Annotated in this window: 33 protein-coding genes; 29 read left to right on the forward strand and 4 right to left on the reverse strand. The window is 62.9% G+C overall.

Annotated features, from left to right (window positions below; translation table 11 throughout):
- Window positions 1-30: 30 nt before the first annotated feature.
- Both QRM95_RS16700 and QRM95_RS16705 read left to right on the forward strand, forming a co-directional pair.
- Complete coding sequence (locus tag QRM95_RS16700) at window positions 31-156, forward strand: hypothetical protein (RefSeq protein WP_285248638.1); 126 nt, start codon at window positions 31-33, stop codon at window positions 154-156.
- A gap of 105 nt (window positions 157-261) precedes the next feature.
- Window positions 262-1,512: an Nramp family divalent metal transporter gene (locus tag QRM95_RS16705; RefSeq protein ID WP_285248639.1), complete on the forward strand. Its 1,251-nt coding sequence runs from the start codon at window positions 262-264 to the stop codon at window positions 1,510-1,512.
- Window positions 1,513-1,533: 21 nt separating this feature from the next.
- Here QRM95_RS16705 and QRM95_RS16710 read toward each other — a convergent pair whose 3' ends face one another.
- Complete coding sequence (locus QRM95_RS16710; RefSeq protein ID WP_018760456.1) at window positions 1,534-2,970, reverse strand: GH1 family beta-glucosidase; 1,437 nt, start codon at window positions 2,968-2,970, stop codon at window positions 1,534-1,536.
- A gap of 395 nt (window positions 2,971-3,365) precedes the next feature.
- Here QRM95_RS16710 and rpsJ point away from each other — a divergent pair, with 395 nt between their 5' ends.
- The 23 genes from rpsJ (at window position 3,366) to map (ending at window position 16,344) form a co-directional block, all read left to right on the forward strand.
- A complete protein-coding gene (gene rpsJ, locus QRM95_RS16715; protein WP_003803825.1) occupies window positions 3,366-3,674 on the forward strand; it encodes a 30S ribosomal protein S10 in 309 nt (102 codons plus the stop codon).
- A 17-nt stretch (window positions 3,675-3,691) separates the two neighbouring features.
- Window positions 3,692-4,342 carry a 50S ribosomal protein L3 gene (rplC, locus tag QRM95_RS16720; RefSeq protein WP_013601833.1) on the forward strand — a complete coding sequence of 217 codons (651 nt, stop codon included), beginning with the start codon at window positions 3,692-3,694 and terminating at the stop codon, window positions 4,340-4,342.
- Window positions 4,343-4,346: 4 nt separating this feature from the next.
- Window positions 4,347-4,967 (forward strand): 50S ribosomal protein L4, encoded by a 621-nt coding sequence (rplD, locus tag QRM95_RS16725; protein ID WP_018760455.1) that lies wholly within the window; start codon window positions 4,347-4,349, stop codon window positions 4,965-4,967.
- Complete coding sequence (rplW, locus tag QRM95_RS16730; RefSeq protein ID WP_011692807.1) at window positions 4,964-5,269, forward strand: 50S ribosomal protein L23; 306 nt, start codon at window positions 4,964-4,966, stop codon at window positions 5,267-5,269. The genes rplD and rplW overlap by 4 nt, the downstream gene beginning before the upstream one ends.
- A gap of 29 nt (window positions 5,270-5,298) precedes the next feature.
- Window positions 5,299-6,138, forward strand: a complete 840-nt coding sequence (rplB, locus tag QRM95_RS16735; protein ID WP_026264302.1) for a 50S ribosomal protein L2 — start codon at window positions 5,299-5,301, stop codon at window positions 6,136-6,138.
- A 12-nt stretch (window positions 6,139-6,150) separates the two neighbouring features.
- A complete protein-coding gene (gene rpsS, locus QRM95_RS16740; protein WP_003803803.1) occupies window positions 6,151-6,432 on the forward strand; it encodes a 30S ribosomal protein S19 in 282 nt (93 codons plus the stop codon).
- 38 nt (window positions 6,433-6,470) lie between these two features.
- Window positions 6,471-6,836, forward strand: coding sequence for a 50S ribosomal protein L22 (rplV, locus tag QRM95_RS16745; RefSeq protein WP_009358304.1), 366 nt, complete (start codon window positions 6,471-6,473; stop codon window positions 6,834-6,836).
- On the forward strand, window positions 6,837-7,667 hold the full coding sequence (gene rpsC, locus QRM95_RS16750; protein ID WP_056075369.1) for a 30S ribosomal protein S3: 831 nt from the start codon (window positions 6,837-6,839) through the stop codon (window positions 7,665-7,667). It begins immediately after the preceding gene.
- A complete protein-coding gene (gene rplP, locus QRM95_RS16755; protein ID WP_015937848.1) occupies window positions 7,668-8,084 on the forward strand; it encodes a 50S ribosomal protein L16 in 417 nt (138 codons plus the stop codon). It abuts the gene before it with no gap.
- Between the two features lie 2 nt (window positions 8,085-8,086).
- Window positions 8,087-8,416: a 50S ribosomal protein L29 gene (rpmC, locus tag QRM95_RS16760; protein ID WP_018760452.1), complete on the forward strand. Its 330-nt coding sequence runs from the start codon at window positions 8,087-8,089 to the stop codon at window positions 8,414-8,416.
- Entirely contained in the window at window positions 8,413-8,718 is a 306-nt protein-coding gene (rpsQ, locus tag QRM95_RS16765) for a 30S ribosomal protein S17 (RefSeq protein ID WP_018760451.1), read from the forward strand. The genes rpmC and rpsQ overlap by 4 nt, the downstream gene beginning before the upstream one ends.
- Window positions 8,719-9,201: 483 nt before the next feature.
- Window positions 9,202-9,570 (forward strand): 50S ribosomal protein L14, encoded by a 369-nt coding sequence (rplN, locus tag QRM95_RS16770; protein ID WP_003803789.1) that lies wholly within the window; start codon window positions 9,202-9,204, stop codon window positions 9,568-9,570.
- A gap of 3 nt (window positions 9,571-9,573) precedes the next feature.
- Window positions 9,574-9,936, forward strand: a complete 363-nt coding sequence (rplX, locus tag QRM95_RS16775; protein WP_018760450.1) for a 50S ribosomal protein L24 — start codon at window positions 9,574-9,576, stop codon at window positions 9,934-9,936.
- Window positions 9,936-10,517 (forward strand): 50S ribosomal protein L5, encoded by a 582-nt coding sequence (gene rplE / locus QRM95_RS16780; protein ID WP_018760449.1) that lies wholly within the window; start codon window positions 9,936-9,938, stop codon window positions 10,515-10,517. Before rplX ends, rplE begins: the two co-directional genes overlap by 1 nt.
- A gap of 82 nt (window positions 10,518-10,599) precedes the next feature.
- Entirely contained in the window at window positions 10,600-10,998 is a 399-nt protein-coding gene (gene rpsH / locus QRM95_RS16785) for a 30S ribosomal protein S8 (RefSeq protein ID WP_018760448.1), read from the forward strand.
- 18 nt (window positions 10,999-11,016) lie between these two features.
- Window positions 11,017-11,553 (forward strand): 50S ribosomal protein L6, encoded by a 537-nt coding sequence (rplF, locus tag QRM95_RS16790; protein WP_018760447.1) that lies wholly within the window; start codon window positions 11,017-11,019, stop codon window positions 11,551-11,553.
- Window positions 11,554-11,555: 2 nt separating this feature from the next.
- Window positions 11,556-11,939: a 50S ribosomal protein L18 gene (gene rplR / locus QRM95_RS16795; RefSeq protein ID WP_018760446.1), complete on the forward strand. Its 384-nt coding sequence runs from the start codon at window positions 11,556-11,558 to the stop codon at window positions 11,937-11,939.
- Complete coding sequence (gene rpsE / locus QRM95_RS16800) at window positions 11,936-12,652, forward strand: 30S ribosomal protein S5 (RefSeq protein ID WP_018760445.1); 717 nt, start codon at window positions 11,936-11,938, stop codon at window positions 12,650-12,652. Before rplR ends, rpsE begins: the two co-directional genes overlap by 4 nt.
- A gap of 2 nt (window positions 12,653-12,654) precedes the next feature.
- Complete coding sequence (rpmD, locus tag QRM95_RS16805; protein ID WP_018760444.1) at window positions 12,655-12,861, forward strand: 50S ribosomal protein L30; 207 nt, start codon at window positions 12,655-12,657, stop codon at window positions 12,859-12,861.
- A complete protein-coding gene (gene rplO / locus QRM95_RS16810; protein ID WP_013601817.1) occupies window positions 12,862-13,347 on the forward strand; it encodes a 50S ribosomal protein L15 in 486 nt (161 codons plus the stop codon).
- 211 nt (window positions 13,348-13,558) lie between these two features.
- Complete coding sequence (secY, locus tag QRM95_RS16815; protein ID WP_026264301.1) at window positions 13,559-14,869, forward strand: preprotein translocase subunit SecY; 1,311 nt, start codon at window positions 13,559-13,561, stop codon at window positions 14,867-14,869.
- A gap of 5 nt (window positions 14,870-14,874) precedes the next feature.
- A complete protein-coding gene (locus QRM95_RS16820) occupies window positions 14,875-15,444 on the forward strand; it encodes an adenylate kinase (protein ID WP_285248871.1) in 570 nt (189 codons plus the stop codon).
- Between the two features lie 72 nt (window positions 15,445-15,516).
- Window positions 15,517-16,344, forward strand: a complete 828-nt coding sequence (map, locus tag QRM95_RS16825) for a type I methionyl aminopeptidase (RefSeq protein ID WP_285248640.1) — start codon at window positions 15,517-15,519, stop codon at window positions 16,342-16,344.
- A 106-nt stretch (window positions 16,345-16,450) separates the two neighbouring features.
- On the opposite strand, the gene QRM95_RS16830 is transcribed toward map, so the two are convergent.
- Genes QRM95_RS16830 through QRM95_RS16840 form a run of 3 tightly spaced genes read right to left on the reverse strand, consistent with a single transcriptional unit; the run spans window position 16,451 to window position 19,735 of the window.
- Window positions 16,451-17,800, reverse strand: coding sequence for an ABC transporter substrate-binding protein (locus QRM95_RS16830; protein ID WP_018760440.1), 1,350 nt, complete (start codon window positions 17,798-17,800; stop codon window positions 16,451-16,453).
- Between the two features lie 58 nt (window positions 17,801-17,858).
- Window positions 17,859-18,779, reverse strand: coding sequence for a carbohydrate ABC transporter permease (locus QRM95_RS16835; RefSeq protein WP_018760439.1), 921 nt, complete (start codon window positions 18,777-18,779; stop codon window positions 17,859-17,861).
- Window positions 18,776-19,735: a carbohydrate ABC transporter permease gene (locus tag QRM95_RS16840; RefSeq protein WP_026264298.1), complete on the reverse strand. Its 960-nt coding sequence runs from the start codon at window positions 19,733-19,735 to the stop codon at window positions 18,776-18,778. Before QRM95_RS16840 ends, QRM95_RS16835 begins: the two co-directional genes overlap by 4 nt.
- Window positions 19,736-19,951: 216 nt before the next feature.
- On the opposite strand from QRM95_RS16840, the gene QRM95_RS16845 reads away from it, so the two are divergent.
- The 4 genes from QRM95_RS16845 (at window position 19,952) to rpsM (ending at window position 22,058) form a co-directional block, all read left to right on the forward strand.
- On the forward strand, window positions 19,952-20,926 hold the full coding sequence (locus QRM95_RS16845; RefSeq protein ID WP_285248641.1) for a P1 family peptidase: 975 nt from the start codon (window positions 19,952-19,954) through the stop codon (window positions 20,924-20,926).
- A gap of 167 nt (window positions 20,927-21,093) precedes the next feature.
- Complete coding sequence (infA, locus tag QRM95_RS16850; RefSeq protein ID WP_009358723.1) at window positions 21,094-21,315, forward strand: translation initiation factor IF-1; 222 nt, start codon at window positions 21,094-21,096, stop codon at window positions 21,313-21,315.
- Between the two features lie 70 nt (window positions 21,316-21,385).
- Window positions 21,386-21,499, forward strand: coding sequence for a 50S ribosomal protein L36 (gene rpmJ / locus QRM95_RS16855; protein ID WP_009358722.1), 114 nt, complete (start codon window positions 21,386-21,388; stop codon window positions 21,497-21,499).
- Window positions 21,500-21,683: 184 nt separating this feature from the next.
- Window positions 21,684-22,058: a 30S ribosomal protein S13 gene (gene rpsM / locus QRM95_RS16860; RefSeq protein WP_003803743.1), complete on the forward strand. Its 375-nt coding sequence runs from the start codon at window positions 21,684-21,686 to the stop codon at window positions 22,056-22,058.
- Window positions 22,059-22,080: the final 22 nt, after the last annotated feature.

The raw sequence follows: 22,080 nt of genomic DNA on the forward strand, positions 1-22,080 counted from the left end.
TACTGTTTCAGCTACTGAGAGGAGTCCATCATGGGGTGGCTTATTTTCCTGATCATCGCGGTTGCCGTCGTTGCCGGGGCGTTCTGGGCCAAAAAGTATTTCCGGCATGAGATCGATCGCGCCAAACGGATAAACAGGTCCAACAAGAACCAGTAATGTCATGCCGCGCACGTTCGCTGGTATGCCGTAGTCCTACTTTTCGGTATACCTAAATTCGCGCTATCCTCGTCTCATAGATGCCCGCAACGACGAGGACACGTGATGGTTGCCCCCACACTGACGGCCGGACCTGGCCGCCCCAAGGCCTGGTCCCGGCTCCTGCTGCTCGGACCTGCCTTCGTGGCGGCCATAGCGTACGTGGACCCGGGCAATGTCGCCGCAAACCTGACGGCCGGGGCCAACTTCGGGTACCTGCTTGTGTGGGTCCTCGTGGCCGCCAACGCCATGGCGGTGCTGATCCAGTACCAATCCGCGAAGCTTGGCCTCGCCACCGGCATGAGCCTGCCGGAAATCCTGGGCGAGCGGCTGGGTACGCGGCGCCGCCGCGCCTACTGGGCCCAGGCAGAGCTTGTGGCCGGGGCTACGGACATGGCCGAAGTGATCGGTGGCGCGGTGGCGCTGAACCTCCTTTTCGGAGTACCCCTGCTGGCCGGTGGATTCATCATCGGTGTTGCCTCCATGCTGTTGCTGACCCTTCAATCGCACCGCAGCCAGAAGTCCTTCGAGATCGCCATCCTGGTGCTCCTGGGAGTGATTGCGGTGGGGTTCGTCTCGGGCCTGTTTGTCAGCCCACCTGACGCGGGCGGTGCGCTGAACGGCCTCGTGCCGCGGTTCGAGGGGACAGATACGGTTCTGCTGGCCGCCAGCATGCTCGGGGCAACGGTCATGCCGCACGCGATCTACCTGCACTCAGCCCTGGCACGGGACCGCCATGGCTTCTCGCCTGATCCCGGGGTCCGGTCCCGGCTCATCCGGGCAACGCGCGTTGATGTCGCCGGTGCCCTGCTCCTTGCCGGAATCGTCAATATAGCCATGCTGCTGCTGGCCGCAACCAGCCTCCGCGGCGTGGAAGGAACCGACACCATTGCCGGGGCGCATGCCGCCGTGACGTCGGCACTCGGGCCGGTGATCGGCGTCGTATTCGCCGTGGGCCTGCTGGCCTCCGGACTGGCCTCCACCTCGGTGGGCTGCTACGCCGGAGCCACGATCATGGGCGGCCTCCTGAAGATGAGGGTTCCCCTCCTGGTCCGGCGGATCATCACCTTGATCCCGGCGCTGGTGGTCCTGGGCGCCGGGATAGAGCCGACGCTCGCCCTCGTCTTGAGCCAGGTGCTCCTCAGCTTCGGGATTCCATTCGCGCTGATCCCCCTGATCCGGCTCACCGGCAGCCGTGAGGTGATGGGCATCCATGTGGATTCCCGGCCGCTGCGGATTGCCGGTTGGACCAGTGCCGCGCTGATCGTCGGACTGAACTGTGTCCTGATCGTCCTCACGGTCTCCGGACATGCCTGAGCAGGCGCCGGCGGCCCTGCGCTAGCTGTCCCGGCGTGCCCGGGCCCGCGAGAGGGCCTGGTACCAGTAGAAGGACTTTTTGGGGGTCCGTTCAAGGGTCTCAAAGTCCACATGCACCAGGCCGAAGCGCTGCGAGTAGCCGGCGGCCCACTCGAAGTTGTCCATCAGGGTCCACACGTAGTAGCCGCGCAGGTCCACGCCCTCGGCAATACCCCCGGGCGCCGTAGCCTCCAGCGCAGTCCCCAGGTGGGTTGCCAGGTAGTCCACCCGGTCGGCGTCGTCCAAAGTCTCGGATACGCGGTCGGGCTCGGGGAAGCTGGCCCCGCCCTCGGTGATGTACACCGGCGGCAGGGCATCACCGTAACGGTCCCGCATTTCCTGCAGCAGGATACCCAGGTGGTGCGGTGCCACCGGCCAGCCGAAACCCGTGCTGCCGTACTCCGGGTACCCCACCTCGTGGAAGGGAAGCTTGGCCAGTTCCTGGTGCATGTCCGCCGGCAGGGGCGTGATGCCAGGCCCCAGCGCCACCTTGACCGGGAAATAGTAGTTGAGCCCATAGAAATCCAGCGGCTGGTGGATGGTTTTCAGGTCGGCGTCGGAAATCCTGCCGATGGAACGAAGCCATGGCCTGGCATACAACGGCAGGGACGGGTAGCGGCCCAGCAGGACGGGGTCGGCGTACAGCCGGTTCATCAGCAGGTCGTACAGGTGGGCGACCATCCGGTCACCGATCTTCCGGGACGCGGGCCTGACCGGTGAGTGCAGGTTCGTCAGGCCGATGCCACCAACAACTCCGGCGGCCCGCAGCGCCTGGACCCCCAACCCGTGCGCCAGGAGCTGGTTGTGGATGGCGGGCAGTGCATCGAACATCAGGCGGCGTCCAGGTGCATGCACCCCCAAGGCATAGCCGTTCAGGGTCACCGATACGGGCTCATTGAGGGTGACCCATTGCGGCACCCGGTCCCCGAACCGCTCGCCGGCCGCCCTGGCGTACTCGGCAAAGCGATGCGCCGTGTCCCGGTTCAGCCAGCCGCCCCGGTGCTCGAGCGGCAAAGGAGTGTCCCAGTGGTAGAGAGTGGCCATGGGGGAGATGCCGGCCTCGAGGAGTTCGTCGATCAGCCGGTCGTAGAAATCCAGTCCCTGGGCGTTGAAGCTGCCCTGGCCATCGGGCTGGATGCGGGGCCAGGAGAGCGAAAAGCGGTACGAGCCAACGCCGAGCTCCTTGAGCAGCGCCACATCTTCGGGCAACCTGTTGTAGTGGTCGCAGGCGACGGCGGGGGAGTGGCCGTCCAGGATTGCCCCGGGCTTTTCGGCGAAGGCGTCCCACCCGGAGGGTCCCCGGCCATCCGCCTTGAGGGAGCCTTCGATCTGGAACGCCGCAGCCGCAACACCCAGGGTGAACGACGGCGGCACCCGCCCGGCCAGTTCGGTCACCGATTCCGTGCCTTCCATGGTCATGCCCCTATCATCCAGTGGCTTCCGGTCCACGGCAATGGCCGTTCACGGGGCTGAAAAGCGGCGATTCGCATCTGGCAGGGTTTTCCGGCATACTAGATGAGTTGTTCAAGCGCTTCTTCGCGTCCCGATCCGGATAATGCCGGGTGCAGGGTCCAAGCTGAAGACCAAACATAACCCACCCCCATGGAACTGCGGATTCATATGCGCGCCCAGCGCGACACGCCCGACCGCGGGGGTCGGTTACGCCGGCAAGGTGAGGAACCCGGATTTATCCGGATTCAGTTTGTGCGGCGGATGGTGGTTACGACCTCAAATGCTTCGGCAGCCATACAACAGGTAAGTGAACAGGGCAGCCCTAAACCGGGGAAGCACAGACTGAAAGAGAGTCAGGCGACATGGCGGGACAAAAAATCCGCATCCGGCTGAAGTCATACGACCACGAGGTCATTGACGTTTCAGCACGGAAGATCGTTGAGACGGTCACGCGCGCAGGCGCAACGGTAGTCGGCCCCGTGCCGCTGCCGACGGAGAAGAACGTGTACTGCGTGATCCGCTCTCCGCACAAGTACAAGGACAGCCGCGAGCACTTTGAAATGCGCACGCACAAGCGTCTTATCGACATCATCGATCCCACGCCGAAGGCCGTCGACTCGCTCATGCGTCTCGACCTGCCGGCTGACGTGAACATCGAAATCAAGCTGTAGGGAGGTGCTGAGAAACTATGACCGCAACCCGTAACGTAAAGGGCCTGCTGGGCACGAAGCTCGGCATGACCCAGGTCTGGGACGAGAACAACAAGCTCATCCCCGTCACTGTGGTCCAGGCAGATTCGAACGTCATCACCCAGCTGCGCAACGCTGAGGCCGATGGCTACGTCGCCGTCCAGATCGGCTACGGCCAGATCGATCCCCGCAAGGTCACCAAGCCGCTGGCTGGTCACTTTGAAAAGGCAGGCGTCACGCCTCGCCGCCACGTCGTCGAACTTCGTACCGCAGATGCTGCCGAGTACGAGCTGGGCCAGGAGCTCTCCGTAGAGGTCTTCGAAGCCGGTCAGAAGATCGACGTCATCGGCACCACCAAGGGTAAGGGCTTCGCCGGTGTTATGAAGCGTCACGGCTTCCACGGCGTTGGAGCTTCCCACGGTGCCCACAAGAACCACCGTAAGCCCGGTTCAATCGGTGGCGCATCCACCCCGAGCCGCGTCTTCAAGGGCATGAAAATGGCCGGCCGCATGGGCGCCGTTCGTCACACCACGCTGAACCTCACCGTTCACGCGGTTGACGTCGAGAAGTCGCTGCTCCTGATCAAGGGTGCCGTTCCCGGTGCCCGCGGCCAGGTCGTCCTCGTACGTACCGCCGTGAAGGGAGCCTAGTTCAATGGCTAACACTGTCCAGGTTGACCTGCCTGCAGAGATCTTCGACGTTCAGACCAACGTGCCGCTGCTGCACCAGGTTGTCGTTGCCCAGCTCGCTGCTGCCCGCCAGGGAACCCACAAGACCAAGACCCGCGCTGAAGTTTCCGGTGCAGGACGCAAGCCGTTCAAGCAGAAGGGCACCGGCCGCGCCCGTCAGGGTTCCATCCGTGCTCCCCACATGACCGGCGGTGGCGTTGTCCACGGTCCGACCCCGCGTGACTACAGCCAGCGGACCCCCAAGAAGATGATTGCTGCTGCACTGCGCGGCGCACTTTCCGACCGGGCCCGCAACGGACGCATCCACGTTGTCGCTGAACTGGTTGAAGGCACCAAGCCTTCCGCCAAGACCGCACTTGCAACGCTCCGCGGTGTTTCCGACCGCAAGAACCTGCTGGTCGTCATCGAGCGCGACAACGACGTTGCCGCACTGTCCGTGCGCAACCTCGCCGGCGTTCACGTTCTGTACGCAGACCAGCTGAACACCTACGACGTTCTCGTCTCCGATGACGTTGTCTTCACCAAGGCAGCCTACGAAGCATTCGTGGCCGCCAAGGCAGCCAAGAACGAGGAGGATGCCAAGTGAGTGCAGCCACCATCAAGGATCCCCGCGACGTCGTGCTTGCACCCGTCGTGTCGGAAAAGAGCTACGGCCTGATCGACGAGGGCAAGTACACCTTCCTGGTGGACCCCCGTTCGAACAAGACCGAGATCAAGCTGGCCGTGGAGAAGATCTTCTCCGTCAAGGTCGAATCGATCAACACCATCAACCGTGCCGGTAAGCGCAAGCGCACCAAATTCGGATGGGGTACCCGCAAGAACACCAAGCGTGCGATTGTCACCCTCAAAGAAGGCACCATCGACATCTTCGGCGGTCCGCTCGCGTAGCGGAGACCACTTTAACGAGGAAATAAATTATGGGAATCCGTAAGTACAAGCCGACTACCCCGGGCCGTCGTGGCTCGAGCGTAGCGGACTTTATCGAAATCACGCGGTCGACGCCGGAAAAGTCGTTGGTACGTCCGCTGCCCAAGAAGGGCGGCCGTAACAACACCGGTAAGATCACCACCCGCCACAAGGGTGGTGGACACAAGCGCCAGTACCGTCTGATCGACTTCCGTCGCCACGACAAGGACGGCGTCAACGCCCGCGTTGCCGAAATCGAGTACGATCCGAACCGCACGGCTCGCATCGCCCTCCTGCACTACGTTGATGGCACCAAGCGTTACATCATCGCCCCCAACAAGCTCTCCCAGGGTGACGTTGTGGAGGCAGGTGCCGGTGCTGACATCAAGCCCGGTAACAACCTGCCCCTGCTCAACATCCCGGTGGGTACCGTTATCCACGCAGTTGAACTGCGTCCGGGCGGCGGCGCCAAGATGGGCCGCTCCGCCGGTGCATCCATCCAGCTTGTTGCCAAGGAAGGCCGTTTCGCCCAGCTGCGCCTGCCTTCCGGCGAAATCCGCAACGTTGACGTGCGCTGCCGCGCAACCGTCGGCGAGGTCGGCAACGCCGAGCAGTCGAACATCAACTGGGGCAAGGCCGGCCGTATGCGGTGGAAGGGCGTCCGCCCGACCGTCCGTGGTGTCGCCATGAACCCGGTCGACCACCCGCACGGTGGTGGTGAGGGTAAGACGTCCGGTGGACGTAACCCCGTCAACCCGAACGGTAAGCGTGAAGGCCGCACCCGCCGCCCGAACAAAGAGAGCGACAAGCTTATTGTGCGTCGCCGTCGTACTGGCAAGAACAAGCGATAGGAGCCTGGACACATGCCACGCAGCCTGAAAAAAGGTCCTTTCGTTGACCAGCACCTCTTTGTGAAGGTCGCCAGGGAAAACGAAAAGGGCACCAAGAACGTCATCAAGACCTGGTCCCGCCGTTCGATGATCATCCCCGACATGCTCGGGCACACGATCGCCGTACACGACGGACGCAAGCACATCCCGGTGTTTGTCACTGAGTCGATGGTCGGGCACAAGCTCGGCGAATTCGCTCCCACGCGGACATTCCGCGGCCATGTCAAGGACGACCGTAAGGGCAAGCGCCGCTAGGCGCCTGCGTTTACGTCAAAGACGAGAGAAGGAAAGCAATGGAAGCCAAGGCAATTGCGCGCCACATCCGCGTAACGCCTATGAAGGCCCGGCGCGTCGTCAACCTTGTTCGTGGATTGCAAGCGAATGAGGCTCTGGCAATTCTGAAGTTTGCCCCCCAGGCAGCTTCGGAGCCGGTATTCAAGGTAGTTCAGTCGGCAATCTCCAACGCCCGGGTCCTCGCGGACCGCGACGGCGTGGCGTTTGACGAAGGTGACCTCATCATCAGCGAAGCGTTTGTTGATGAAGGCCCGACCATGAAGCGGTTCCAGCCGCGTGCCCAGGGTCGTGCATTTCAGATCAAGAAGCGCACCAGCCACATCACCGTGGTAGTCGCTACCCCGGAGAAAGAGGAGGCTCGCTAAGTGGGACAGAAAGTAAACCCGCACGGGTTCCGACTCGGCATCACCACCGATCACGTATCGCACTGGTTCGCTGACAGCACCAAGGCCGGACAGCGGTACAAGGACTTCGTTCGCGAAGACATCCGCATCCGCCAGCTCATGTCCACGGGCATGGAGCGCGCCGGCATCGCCAAGGTCGAAATCGAGCGCACCCGTGACCGTGTCCGCGTGGACATCCACACGGCCCGCCCGGGTATCGTCATCGGCCGCCGTGGAGCAGAAGCAGACCGCATTCGCGGCGAGCTCGAAAAGCTCACCGGCAAGCAGGTTCAGCTGAACATCCTCGAGGTCAAGAACCCCGAGATGGAAGCACAGCTGGTTGCCCAGGGTGTTGCAGAGCAGCTGACCTCACGCGTGGCTTTCCGCCGCGCGATGAAGAAGGCCATGCAGTCCGCACAGCGTGCCGGTGCCAAGGGTATCCGTATCGCTTGCTCGGGCCGCCTGGGTGGCGCTGAAATGTCCCGCTCGGAGTTCTACCGCGAAGGCCGTGTGCCCCTGCACACCCTCCGCGCGAACATCGACTACGGCTTCTACGAAGCCAAGACCACCTTCGGCCGCATCGGCGTGAAGGTCTGGATCTACAAGGGCGACGTCACCGCCAAGGAACTGGCCGCACAGGCTGCTTCGGCACCGTCCCGCGGACCCCGCTCCGACCGTGGCGGACGTCCGGGTGGCGCTGACCGTGGTGACCGCCGTCGTCGCAACGACCGCCCGGCCGCTGACGCAGCTCCTGCTGCAGAGGCTCCGGCAGTTGAGGCTGCACCTGCAGCAGCAGAAGGAGGACAGGCTTAAATGCTTATCCCACGTCGAGTCAAGCACCGTAAGCAGCACCACCCGGGTCGTTCCGGCGCTGCTACGGGCGGCACCGAGGTCTCGTTCGGCGAGTGGGGTATCCAGGCTCTGAGCCCGGCATACGTCACCAACCGTCAGATCGAATCTGCCCGTATTGCGATGACCCGCCACATCAAGCGTGGCGGTAAGGTCTGGATCAACATCTACCCGGACCGTCCCCTGACCAAGAAGCCTGCCGAAACCCGCATGGGTTCCGGTAAGGGTTCACCGGAATGGTGGGTCGCCAACGTCAAGCCGGGGCGGGTTCTGTTCGAACTCTCCGGTGTCAATGAAGAGGTAGCTCGCGAGGCCCTGCGCCTGGCAATCCACAAGCTGCCGTTGAAGGCACGCATTGTGCGTCGCGAAGGTGGTGAGTAGAAATGGCAGTAGGATCCAAGGATCTGGCTCCCGCGCAGCTGGACGGTTTCGACAACGAGCGTCTCGTTGAAGAACTCCGCAAGGCCAAGGAAGAGCTGTTCAACCTGCGCTTCCAGTCCGCCACCGGACAGCTGGAGAACCACGGTCGCCTGCGTGCAGTAAAGAAGGACATTGCCCGCATCTACACCGTTCTCCGCGAACGCGAGCTGGGCATTCGTGCCGAGGTTGCCGCACCGGTTGTGGAAGCCAAGGAAGAAAAGAAGTCCAAGAAGGCTGCAACCAAGAAGGCCGAAAAGGCTGAAACGGTTGAGACCGAGGAGGATGCCAAGTGAGTGAAAAGGACGAGAACGTGACGGAAACTGCTACCGCCGCCAAGGCTGGGGAGCGCGGTTACCGCAAGACGCGTCGCGGCTACGTGGTCTCCGACAAGATGGAAAAGACCATCGTTGTCGAGGTTGAGGACCGCGTCAAGCACGCACTGTACGGCAAGGTTATCCGCCGTACCTCCAAGGTCAAGGCACACGACGAAGAGAACACCGCCGGTATCGGCGACCTTGTTGTCATCGCCGAGACCCGTCCGCTGTCCGCCACCAAGAACTGGCGGCTCGTGGAAATCCTCGAGAAGGCCAAGTAGCACCTGCTGCTTCGCTGTTGCCCCTGCTCCCTTCCGGGAGCGGGGGCTTCCTCGTTTAAGGGGCCGGCAGTGTCACGCCAGGCACCCCTTGGACGCAGCGGACGACGCCGGCGCCTGGCCCCGTGGGGGAGTGGCACCATTGGCGGGCCGAAAGGCCGCCGTGCGTGACGCCGTCGTCCGTCTTGCGGTGCGGAGGCGAGGGGTGATATGGGGACTGGCGGAAAACGTGCTAGGATATTGAGTTTGTATGGCGCCTTCTGTGCGCTGTCATCAACCTCGTAAACAAGCGTGCCACAGCATAGTGCCCCTGTGCGCCCGGGATTCGTCCCGGACCGGGTGGGAGCAACTGCTTCTGGCACGGGCGTTTAGGCCTGGTCTGGCAAAATCCAGGCAGGTCAAGAGACACCCCGATCAACCGTTCCGCAAGGCTCATTCCGTAGCAAGACCACGGCCTGAGAACCGGCGCGACGCAAGGAGTAAATAGTGATTCAGCAGGAGTCGCGACTCAAGGTCGCCGACAACACGGGTGCTAAGGAAATCCTTACCATTCGCGTTCTCGGTGGATCCGGCCGTCGCTACGCAGGCATCGGCGACGTCATCGTCGCCACCGTCAAGGATGCAATCCCGGGCGGCAACGTAAAGAAGGGCGATGTGGTCAAGGCCGTCATCGTCCGTACCAAGAAGGAACGCCGCCGTGCGGATGGTTCCTACATCAAGTTTGACGAGAACGCAGCTGTGATCCTGAAGAACGACGGTGACCCCCGCGGTACCCGTATCTTCGGACCGGTTGGTCGTGAACTGCGTGACAAGAAGTTCATGAAGATCGTTTCTCTGGCTCCGGAGGTGCTCTAGTCCATGGCTGCAAAGATCAAGAAGGGTGACCTGGTTCAGGTCATCACTGGCGCCAAGGCTGAGCGCGGCGGCGACCGTGGCAAGCAGGGCAAGGTTCTGCGGGTTTTCACCGACACCAACCGCGTGCTGGTTGAGGGCGTTAACCGCGTCACCAAGCACACTCGGGTTGGACAGTCGCAGCGCGGCACCAAGACCGGCGGCATCGAGGTTGTAGAGGCCCCGATTCACGTTTCCAACGTGGCCCTGGTTGACCCGTCGACCAAGAAGCCGACCCGCGTGGGCTTCCGCCTCGACACTGTGGAGAAGAACGGCGTCAAGAAGACCGTCCGCATCCGCGTGTCCAAGAGCACCGGGAAGGACATCTAATGACCGAGACTATCGAGACCCCGGCAACGAAGATCGTTCCTCGTCTGAAGACCAAGTACGCCGAATCCATCAAGGCTGCGCTGCAGGATGAATTCAAGTACTCGAACGTGAACCAGGTACCCCGCCTGGTGAAGGTTGTTGTGAACATGGGTGTTGGAGATGCCGCCAAGGACTCCAAGCTGATCGACGGCGCTGTCCGCGACCTCACCCAGATCACCGGCCAGAAGCCGCAGGTTACCAAGGCCCGCAAGTCGATCGCACAGTTCAAGCTGCGCGAAGGCATGCCCATCGGTGCGCACGCAACCCTGCGTGGCGACCGCATGTGGGAATTCGTGGACCGCCTGGTCAGCCTGGCCCTGCCCCGTATCCGCGACTTCCGCGGCCTCAGTGGCAAGCAGTTCGATGGCAATGGCAACTACACCTTCGGTCTGACCGAGCAGGTTATGTTCCACGAAATCGACCAGGACAAGATCGACCGCGTCCGCGGTATGGACATCACGGTTGTCACCACTGCGAAGACCGACGACGAAGGCCGTGCGCTGCTCAAGGCGCTTGGTTTCCCGTTCAAAACCGAAGCTTAATTAACTACGTAAAAGGTCCGGCTGCTCCGCTCCCCAGGGGACGGAACGGCGGAAACCGTTATGAGGAAGGGCATGAGCCCACATGACAATGACAGATCCTGTCGCAGATATGCTTACGCGCCTGCGTAACGCAAACTCGGCATACCACGACTCCGTGACTATGCCGTACAGCAAGCTCAAGGCACGCGTTGCCGACATCCTCAAGGCCGAAGGTTTCATCGCCGGCTGGAAGGAAGAGGACGCAGAGGTTGGCAAGAAGCTGACCCTCGAACTCAAGTTCGGTCCGAACCGCGAGCGTTCCATCGCCGGTGTACGCCGGATCTCCAAGCCGGGTCTCCGCGTTTACGCGAAGTCCACCAACCTCCCGCACGTGCTCGGTGGCCTGGGAATCGCAATCCTGTCCACCTCTTCCGGCCTCCTGACTGACAAGCAGGCCGGCAAGAAGGGCGTGGGCGGCGAAGTCCTCGCGTACGTCTGGTAACGGGAAAGGAAGAGAATAATGTCACGTATTGGACGTCTCCCCATCACCGTTCCTGCCGGCGTTGAGGTCAAGGTTGACGGCTCTGTCGTCAGCGTCAAGGGTTCCAAGGGGGAGCTTAGCCACACTGTGGCCAGCCCCATCGAGGTTGCCCTGGACGAGAACACCCTGACCGTTACCCGCCCGAACGATGAGCGCGCCTCCCGTTCACTCCACGGCCTGACCCGCACCCTGATCGCCAACATGATCCAGGGCGTCACCGCAGGCTACGAGAAGAAGCTTGAAATCGTCGGTACCGGTTACCGCGTTCAGGCCAAGGGATCTGACCTTGAGTTCGCTCTCGGCTTCAGCCACCCGGTCAGCGTTTCCGCTCCGGCCGGCATCACCTTTGCAGTAGAGGGTCCGACCAAGCTCTCTGTCTCAGGCATCAACAAGCAGCAGGTCGGCGAAGTTGCTGCCAACATTCGCAAGCTGCGCAAGCCTGACCCCTACAAGGGCAAGGGCATCCGTTACGCCGGCGAAGTCATCCGCCGCAAGGTCGGAAAGGCTGGTAAGTAACCATGGCCATCGCCATTAACAAGAAGCGTACGAACAAGAGCAAGGCAGCTGCACGCAGCCGCCGCCAGCTTCGTATCCGCAAGCGCATTGCCGGTACGGCTGCCCGCCCCCGTTTGGTGGTCAACCGCTCCGCACGCCACGTATTTGTCCAGGTTGTCGATGACAGCATTGGCCAGACCGTAGCAAGCGCGTCCACTCTGGAAGCTGACCTTCGTGCATTCGACGGTGACAAGACTGCGAAGGCCAAGCGCGTCGGCGAGCTCGTTGCCGAACGTGCCAAGGCTGCCGGTGTCGAGGCTGTCGTTTTCGACCGTGGTGGTAACAAGTACCACGGCCGGATCGCCGCCGTCGCCGACGGTGCACGCGAAGGTGGGCTGTCACTGTGACCGAAGCAAACAAGGAAAAGGACACTGTGTCTGCAGATCAGAAGGCGCCCGAAGCCGCAGCTGCTGAGACCACTGCCCCCGCTGCCGAGGACCGCCGTGGTGGCGCCCGTCGCGGCGAGCGTGGAGACCGTGGCCAGGGCCGCGGCGACCGCGGTGGCCGTGGCGGCCGCGACGGTGGCCGTGAAGCCGAAAAGAACCAGTTCGTAGAGCGCGTTGTCACCATCAACCGCGTTTCCAAGGTCGTCAAGGGTGGTCGTCGCTTCAGCTTCACCGCTCTGGTGGTCGTTGGTGACGGTAACGGCATGGTCGGCGTCGGCTACGGCAAGGCCAAGGAAGTTCCCGCCGCTATCGCCAAGGGCGTTGAAGAAGCCAAGAAGTCCTTCTTCCGCGTTCCCCGCGTTGGCAGCACCATCCCGCACCGGGTTCAGGGTGAAGCCGCTGCCGGCGTCGTAATGCTGCGTCCGGCCTCCGCCGGTACCGGTGTTATCGCCGGTGGTCCGGTCCGTGCAGTACTGGAGTGCGTGGGTATCCACGACATCCTCTCCAAGTCGCTCGGTTCCTCCAACGCCATCAACATCGTTCACGCGACCGTTGACGCCCTGAAGCGCCTCGAAGAGCCGGCATCCGTGGCAGCACGCCGCGGCCTGCCGCTGGACGAGGTTGCCCCTCAGGCACTGGTGAAGGCCCTTCTCGCCCCGAAGGCAGGTGCCTAGTCATGGCTAAGAACCTGGTCCCCTCCGACGCTCAGTTGGAGATCACTCAGATCAAGTCCGCCATTGGCGGCAAGCAGAACCAGCGCGACACCCTGCGGTCCCTCGGCCTGAAGCGGATCGGACACACCGTTGTCCGCACCGCCGACGCCGTGACCGTCGGGATGATCAACACGGTTCCGCACCTGGTAAAGGTAGAGGAGGCGAAGTAAATGGCAGAGAACACTGCTGATAAGGCACAGGCTGCTGAGAAGCAGAACGCCCTGAAGGTTCACCACCTGCGTCCCGCTCCGGGTGCCAAGACCGCCAAGACCCGTGTTGGTCGTGGTGAGGCATCCAAGGGTAAGACCGCCGGCCGCGGTACCAAGGGTACGGCTGCCCGCTACCAGGTGAAGGCTGGCTTTGCCGGCGGCCAGCTGCCGCTGCACATGCGCCTGCCGAAGCTGCGCGGCTTCAAGAACCCGTTCCGGGTTGAGTTCCAGGTTGTAAACCTGGACAAGCTCAACGAGCTGTTCCCGGAAGGTGGCGCAGTCACCGTGGAGAACCTGGTCGAAAAGGGCGCCGTTCGCAAGAACCAGCCCGTCAAGGTGCTGGGCACCGGCGACATCACCGTCAAGGTTGACGTCACCGCCCACGCATTCTCGGCCAGCGCCGCAGAAAAGATTGCCGCAGCAGGCGGAAGCACCACCGCCCTCTAAAGGGACGGCGCCAGCTGTTGAACTCCCGGTATCCGCGGGCTTTGGCCCCGGATACCGGGAGTTTTCCATATCCGCCGGGCGAATTTTTCCTGCCTTCCGGCGCACCCTGGCCGGTATGGATTGTTCGCATGGCGCATCCAACCGTTAGACTCGGATGTCGGGATTTATCAAGTTCCGCAACCCCACTCTTATTGACACCACAGGAGGACGCTTGCTTAGCGCATTTGGCCGGGCCTTTCGCACGCCTGATCTGCGACGCAAGTTGTTGTTCACGCTGGGAATCATCACCATCTTCCGCTTGGGTGCTTTCATTCCCTCGCCAGGTGTGAACTACCAGAATGTCCAGCAATGCTTGCATAACGGTCAGACTGCCGGCGGGCTGTACCAGCTCGTCAACCTCTTCAGCGGCGGCGCGTTGCTCCAGGTGTCTATCTTCGCCCTGGGCATCATGCCGTACATCACGGCCAGCATCATCGTCCAGCTGCTCCGGGTGGTCATTCCCCGGTTCCAGCAGCTCTACGACGAGGGCGCATCGGGCCAGTCCAAGCTGACCCAGTACACCCGCTACCTCACCATCGCCCTGGGCCTGCTCAACGCCACCACCCTGGTGTCCCTGGCCCGTTCCGGCCAGCTGCTGCCGGGCTGCCAGCTCCCGGTGATCCCGGACACGAGCATCATCACCACCATCCTGATCATCATCACCCTCACGGCCGGCACCGGCCTGATCATGTGGATGGGCGAGCTCGTCACCGAAAAGGGTGTGGGCAACGGCATGTCGCTGCTGATCTTCACCTCCATCGCAGCGCAGTTCCCCACCTCGCTCGGCGCGATCTGGACCTCCCAGGGACCGGGGACCTTCTTCCTCGTCCTGGTGGTGGGCCTCCTCACGGTCGCCCTGGTGGTCTTCGTGGAACAGTCCCAGCGGCGCGTTCCGGTCCAGTACGCCAAGCGGATGATCGGCCGACGGACCGTGGGCGGCACCAGCACCTACATTCCCATCAAAGTGAACATGGCCGGCGTCATTCCGGTGATCTTCGCTTCCTCCATGCTTTACATTCCCGGGCTGATCGCACAGTTCAACCAGCCCAGGAACGGCGAGCAGCTCCAGCCGTGGGTTGAGTGGATCAACAACAACCTGACCCGCGGTGACCACCCGATCTACATGGCGGTTTACTTCCTCCTGATCGTGTTCTTCACCTACTTCTACGTCGCGATTACCTTCAACCCTGAAGAAGTCTCGGACAACATGAAGAAGTACGGCGGCTTCATTCCAGGTATCCGCGCCGGCCGGCCGACCGCGGACTACCTGCAGTACGTGCTCTCGCGGATCACCCTGCCCGGCGCCCTCTACCTGGGTTTCGTGGCACTGATTCCACTGGTGGCACTGGTACTGATCAACGCAAACCAGAACTTCCCGTTCGGTGGCACCTCGATCCTCATCATGGTGGGCGTTGGCCTGGAGACCGTCAAGCAAATTGATGCGCAGCTACAACAACGTCACTACGAAGGGCTTTTGCGATGACGAGAATGCTGATTATTGGACCTCCCGGTTCCGGAAAAGGAACGCAGGCGGAGCGGATTTCAGAACGCCTTGGCGTTGTGGCCATCTCCACCGGCGACATCTTCCGTGCCAACGTGAAGGGCGAAACCCCGCTCGGCATCGAGGCGAAGAAGTACATGGACAACGGTGACTTCGTTCCGGACAGCGTGACCAACAAGATGGTCCGCGACCGCCTGGGCGAATCCGACGTCGAAAACGGCTTCCTGCTGGATGGCTACCCGCGCACCACCGCGCAGGTTGACTACCTTGACGAGATCCTCGCCGACGGCGACGAGAAGCTCGACGTGGTGCTGCAGCTGACGGCCGACGACGAGGAACTGGTTCACCGCCTCCTGGGCCGCGCCAAGGAAACGGGACGGAGCGACGACAACGAAGCCGTCATCCGCCACCGCCTTGACCTCTACCACGAGCAGACGGAGGCCGTGGTGGCGAAGTATGCCGAGCGTGGCATCCTGACCCAGGTGGACGGGATCGGTCCCATCGACGAAGTAACCAACCGCGTGATGCAGGCCATCAAGGCTGCACAGACAGCCTGACCCAAGGCGCCACGGTTATCGAGGCTCCTCCCGGAATCCGGGAGGAGCCTCAGCCATTTGAAAGGACACACCATGGCCTTCGGCCAACCCCGCATCGAATTCAAGAACAACGCCCAGATGCGCACCATGCATGAAGCCGGGCTGGTGCTCAGCCGCGCGCTGGATGCCGCCGTCGCCGCCGCGGTGCCCGGTGTCACCACCAAGCACCTGGACGACGTCTTTGCAGCGGTCCTCAACGAAGCGGGCGCAAAATCCAACTTCCTGGGCTACCACGGCTTCCCGGCCACCATCTGCACGTCCGTGAACGAGGAAGTGGTCCACGGTATCCCGGGCAGCCGGGTCCTGCAGGACGGTGACATCATTTCCATCGACGGCGGGGCAATCGTCAACGGCTGGCACTCCGATTCCGCGCGGACCGTGATCGTGGGCACGGCGGATCCCGAAGACCAGCGGCTCTCCGACGTTACCCAGGCAGCGATGTGGCGTGGCATTGCGGCCCTCGCCACGGGAAGCCATGTGGGCGATATCGGTGCCGCCATCGACGATTACGTCTCCTCCGTACCGGGAAAGCCCCTGGGCATCCTGGAGGACTACGTTGGCCACGGCATCGGCTCCGAGATGCACATGGCCCCGGACGTGCTGAACTACCGCACCAACCACCGGGGACCGAAGATCAAGCCAGGCCTGTGCCTTGCCATCGAACCCATGCTGGTCCGTGGCGGCATCGACACCGCGGTTCTTGAGGACGACTGGACCGTGGTCACCACCGACGGCAAGCGGTCCTGCCAGTGGGAGCATTCGGTTGCTGTGCATGAGAAGGGCATCTGGGTGCTTTCGGCCCCCGACGGCGGCGCGGAGCACCTGGTGCCGCTGGGCGTCACACCCGTTCCCATCCCTTAGGCCAAACCGCCAAGAGCGGTACGACGCGTGTTTTCTTCAGCGACACGCAAAAGCCCTGGCGAACCCATAAACGGGGTTCGCCAGGGCTTTCGCGTGTCGAAAAGCGCTAAGCCTTCAGCTTCGGCTTCACATCCCGGTCGTAGATCCCCTGCAGGGTGCTCTTCAGGTCCGTCATGGAGGACTTGACGTCGCCCTGCTGGGTGAGGATCTTCGCGGCAGCCTTGGCCATCTCCTGGTCTGCGCCCGGCAGGAACACCCGGGCGTTGTCCTGGACCTTGGTGACGGCCAGTTGGTCCATGGCCGTCTTGATCTGCGGCGTCTTGGCCAGGACCGCCGTCATGTCGGCAGACTTGCGGGTGGGCATGTAGCCGGTGGCGGCAGAGAACTCCGCGGTGCTCTCCGGCTGCGTGATGAACTTCAGGAACGTACCCGCGGCCAGCTGTTCCTCCTTGGTGATCCCGCTCGGGATGCCCAGGCCGGCGCCGCCGGTGGGGCATACGTTGGACTGCGCCTTCGGGCCGCCCGGCAGGAAGCCTACGCCCACATTGAACTTGGCGGACTTCAGGATTCCCAGCAGCGAGCCGGTGGAGGAAATGGTGGTGGAGGTCAGGCCGGCGGAGAAATCGTCAGCGGCTTCCTTGGAGGAGACGCCAGCCCACTTGTCCTTGTAGATCGAGTCCTGGGCCCACTGCAGCGCCGCCACGGACTCGGTTGAGTCGCACGTGATGTCCCATTCGTTGGACCAGCCGCCGCCCCAGCCCCACAGCATGTTCTGCAGCGTCCACCCCGCATAGCCGGCCAGGGCCGGGTAAATGTAGGCGTACTGGGCGCCGGAGCTCGCCTTCAGCTTGGGTGCCCATTCCCCGAACTCGTCCCAGGTCTTGGGGGCGCGGTCGGGCAGGCCCGCGGCGGCGAAGTGATCCTTGTTGTAGTAGAACAGGGGCGTTGAGCGGCCGTAGGGGAGGGCCCACTGCTTGCCGTCGTATTTGTAGTCGTCCACCAAGGACTTCTGGAAATCGTCCATCTTCATGTCCAGCTGCTTGGTGAGGCTGTCGACGGGGATGATGCTGCCGTTGGTGTAATAGCGGAACCACCAGACGTCGGACAGGACCACGACGCCGGGGAGGCCCGACTTGGCCGCCTGCGCGGTCTGGAATTTCTGGGCGATCTCCTCATAGTTGGCGCCGGCCGTAACCAGGTTGACCGTGATGTCCGGGTTCTGGGCGTGGAATTTGTCAATCAGGCTCTTTTCGACGTCCTGGGACTGGCCAGGGTGGCTGGACCAGAAGTCGATCTTGGCCGCAGGCTTTACCCCGCTGAAGTCGATGTCGGCCGCTTGGGACGTGGCCTGGCCGCCGCCGGTGGTTGAGGGTCCGCCGCATGCTGCCAGGGCGGCCGCGGAGGCGGTAGCCCCTGCCAGGCCCAGGAAATGCCTCCGGTCCAGATGCAATGCCATGAGAGTTCCTTTCGGTTGTTGCCTTGTGGAAGGTGGAAGTTCGACGGCGGCCGGCAGCTTAGCCGGTCACGCTGCCTTGGGTGAGGCCCGCCACGATGTAGCGCTGCAGGGCCGCGAAGATGATCAGGATGGGCACGATGACCAGGACGGCGCCGGCCATGAGCACGCCCCAGCCGGCGGCGTTGCTCTCACTGTTTTGCAACAGCGTCAGGCCCACCGGGAGGGTCATGGTCTCCGGCCGGTCTGTGATGATCAGCGGCCAGATGTAGTCGTTCCATTCGGTCACGATGGTCACCAGTGCCACCGTGGCAATGGAGGGGACCGAGACCGGAACCACGATCTGCCACAGCCGGCGCCAGTGCCCGGCCCCGTCCATTTCCGCCGATTCCAGGATGGAGGCGGGCAGGGTCCGGAAGTGTTGGCGCAGCAGGAAGGTACCGAACGCGGTGCCGAGGCCCGGCAGGATGATGCCCCACAGGGTGTTCTTTCCGCCTATCCCGGCGATCAGGATGAAGTTGGGCAGGATGGAGACCTGCGGCGGCACCATGAGGGCCACCAGGATCAACAGGAAGATGAAGTTCCGGAACGGGAAGCGGACAAAGACCAGCGCGTACGCCGTCAGGATCGCGAGCAGCACCTTGATGGTGGCCCCCGCCAGGGTAACGATGGTGCTGTTCAGGAAGAACTGTCCAAACGGGACGGTGGTCATGGCGGTCCGATAGTTCTCCAGGTTCAGGCTCTCCGGGAGGATCTTCAGGTCCGTGGTGACAATCTCGCCGGAGGACTTGAAGGAGCTGAGGACCATCCAGAGCAGGGGCAGGAACACCACCAGCGTGGCAATGAGCAGCGGCAGGTAGCCGCCAACAATCGTCTGGACAAGGTTTCGGCGCGAAAAGGGACGGTCGGGGCGGAGGGCCGGATCCGGCGTCGACACCGCCGGGGCCGCCGGGTCCGGGTTGACCGGTGATAGGGACGTCACGAGTAGTGCACCTTTCGTTCCACGAAGCGCAGCTGCAGCACGGTGATCACCAGGAGGATGGCAAACAGCACCACGGAAATGGCTGCCGAATAGCCGGCCCGGTTGTACGCCCCGAACGCTTGGAGGTAAGCCTCGTAGATCAGGGTGCTGGTGCCGGTGCCCAGCGGCGTCATGATGCGGATGAGGTCAAAGGCCTGCAACGAGCTGAGCATGGTGGTGATGAGGAGGAAGAACGTGGTGGGGGACAACAGCGGCAGCGAGATGCTCAGGAAACGCCGGAACCCGTTCGCACCGTCGAGGGACGCGGCTTCCATGACGTCTTTCGGCAGGGACTGCAGCCCGGCAAGGTACACCACGGCGCAATAGCCAAGGTTCTTCCAGACGTACACCAGGATCACCATGACCAGCGACAACTGGGGGTCGTTGATCCACTGCGGGCTCTGCTGGCCGATGCCGCGCAGCAGCCAGGCGAGGACGCCGTAGCCGGGGTCAAAGATGAACAGCCACACCAGGCCCACGCCCACGCCGGAGAGCACGTAGGGCGCAAACACGGCGGACCGGGCAAACGTGGTGCCACGGATCTTCCCGTTCAGCGCCACCGCCACCAGCAGGCCCAGCAGCATGGATCCGCCCACCGTCACCACGGTGAACACGGCGGTGGTCCCCAAGACTTTGGGGGCGTCATTGCTGGTGAAGAAGGTGGCGTAGTTGGCGAGGCCCACGACGGTGGCGGTGGGGGAACCCAGCGTCCAGTCCAGCGTGGAGTAATACATGTTGCTGATCAGCGGACGGTAGGTGAAAACGGCGATCAGCACCAGGTTGGGCAGCGCCATGGCAAGGAAAACAAAGAAGTCCCGGCGGTTCCTTGCGGTCCACCGCCGGTGCGGAATCTTCGCTGCGGGTCCTGGCGGCCGCTTGGGCTTGGCGGACGGATGCGGGGCGAGTTGACGGGTCATGCGTGTCTCTCCCGGGTCGGGAGCCTGCTCGTGGCGGGCACTGGCTGAATCTAGGGACTAACTACACCAGACCGTCAGTGGGCTGAAGCCCGCATTTGCCCTTCTCGAAGGACTGTTATCCGAGGCTTCGTCGCCCGTTAACGCTGTGTTGGATGCAGTCTCGCATAAAGTTTGCCCTTGCGGCAGGGGCGCGCCCGCGACGTGCAGAATAGGGGCATGGGAACCATTGCAGACGTCCCGGGCATCCGGGTAGGCCACTACCAGCGGACCGGCGATGGCTGGCTGACCGGAGTCACGGTGGTCCTGCCGCCGCCGGGCACCAAGGGGTCGGTGGACGTCCAGGGCGGCGGCCCCGCCACCCACGAAACGGATGCGCTCGACCCCACCACGCTGGTCAGCACCGTGGATGCGGTGGTCTTGGCCGGTGGCAGCGCCTACGGGCTTGCCGCCGCCGCCGGCGCCCAAGCCTGGTGCGAGGCCAACGGCCGCGGGTTCGCCGTGTCCGGGGGAGTCGTCCCCATCGTTCCGGCAGCCGCGATCTTCGACCTTGGCAGGGGCGGCGACTTCGCTGCACGGCCGACGCCGGACATGGGCTTCGCGGCGGCCGCCGCCGCGTCGGCTCAACCGGAGGGGCACGACGTCGAGCGCGGCAACGTCGGTGCCGGCACCGGAGCCCTCATCGGCAGGGGACAGTTCAAAGGAGGAGTGGGCACAGCCTCCATCACCCTGGATAACGGGGCAGTAGTCGGTGCGCTGGCCATCGTCAACGCACTCGGGCTCCCGTTGGGTGGGCTTGTCGAGAACCGAGCCCTGGATTTTGACAGGCTCAATCACCGGGAGGACCAGCCCGGACGTCCGGCGCCGTTGAACACCACCCTGGTCGTCGTGGCCACCAATGCCGTGCTGGATGCGGCGGAGTGCAAGCGCACGGCATCTGCCTCACACGCCGGGATTGCCCGGGCCCTGAATCCGAGCCACACCCTCGCCGACGGAGATACCGTATTCTGCCTCGCAACCGGCGCCCTGGCGCTGGACCGCACGGACGGAGCCGCCCGGCAAACCAGCCTCATTTCGCTGCAAAGCGCGGCAGCCGACGTCGTCCGCCTGGCCGTCCTGGACGGCGTGGCCAGCGCGGAGGCCGTGACCACTCCTGCGGGTGCGTATGGTGCATACGGCGACCGGATGCGCTAGCATGGCTGGATTTAACTTTCGCCGCCAGATGACGTAGTGTTGTCTCTTGGTTGTCTGGACTGCCGCGCCCTTTTGGGCTTGGAGATGGCAATCGATCCAACAAAAACGTTCGTAGTCATGTCCGGTGCAATCCGGCGGGGCTGCGGCAACAACAGTTAGCGGAGGGTATGGCCAAGAAGGACGGGGTCATTGAGATCGAAGGCGTTGTGACCGAGGCGCTGCCTAACGCGATGTTTCGCGTTGAGCTCACCAACAAGCACATCGTTCTGGCACACATCTCTGGAAAGATGCGTCAGCACTACATCCGGATCCTCCCCGAGGACCGCGTAGTGGTGGAGCTGAGCCCGTACGACCTCACCCGTGGTCGTATCGTCTACCGCTACAAGTAAATTGCTGGGCAGCTGCAGCGCATGCTGACTGCTGCTCCAGCTGACCAACTGTTACACGCAAAGGAACGCCATGAAGGTCAAGCCGAGCGTCAAGCAGATCTGCGAAAAGTGCAAAGTGATCCGCCGTAACGGCCGGGTCATGGTGATCTGCGAGAACCCGCGCCACAAGCAGCGCCAGGGCTAATTTCCTTCCCTGAAGGAAATCCTGGGTTGCTAACCCACGCAAGTAAATAAAGGCAGCACAAGCTGATCTGGAACATTGAGCTCGAAAGAGTCCGGACAGCTAACCCCCGGTCGGAGGCTGGGGCCGTACGGAATGTGCGGGTGTACTGCCTACGACCTCCGGTTTATCAAGGAGTACTGCCACTATGGCTCGTCTCGCTGGCGTAGACATTCCCCGCGAAAAGCGGCTGGAAATTGCGCTTACTTACATCTACGGCGTGGGCAAGACCCGTGCACACGAAACCCTGGCTGCCACGGGCATCAGCGCTGACGTTCGCGTCAAGGACCTGACTGACGCCCAGCTGGTTGAGCTGCGTGACTACATTGAAGGCAACTACAAGGTTGAGGGTGACCTTCGCCGCGAAGTAGCAGCAGATATCCGCCGCAAGGTTGAAATCGGCAGCTACGAAGGCCTGCGCCACCGCAAGGGCCTGCCCGTACGCGGTCAGCGTACGAAGACCAACGCACGTACCCGCAAGGGCCCGAAGCGTACCGTCGCCGGCAAGAAGAAGGCCCGTTAAAATCCCCGCTCGGGATTTACGG

Source organism: Pseudarthrobacter sp. efr-133-R2A-89 (assembly GCF_030209315.1).
Classification (GTDB): Bacteria; Actinomycetota; Actinomycetes; order Actinomycetales; family Micrococcaceae; genus Arthrobacter.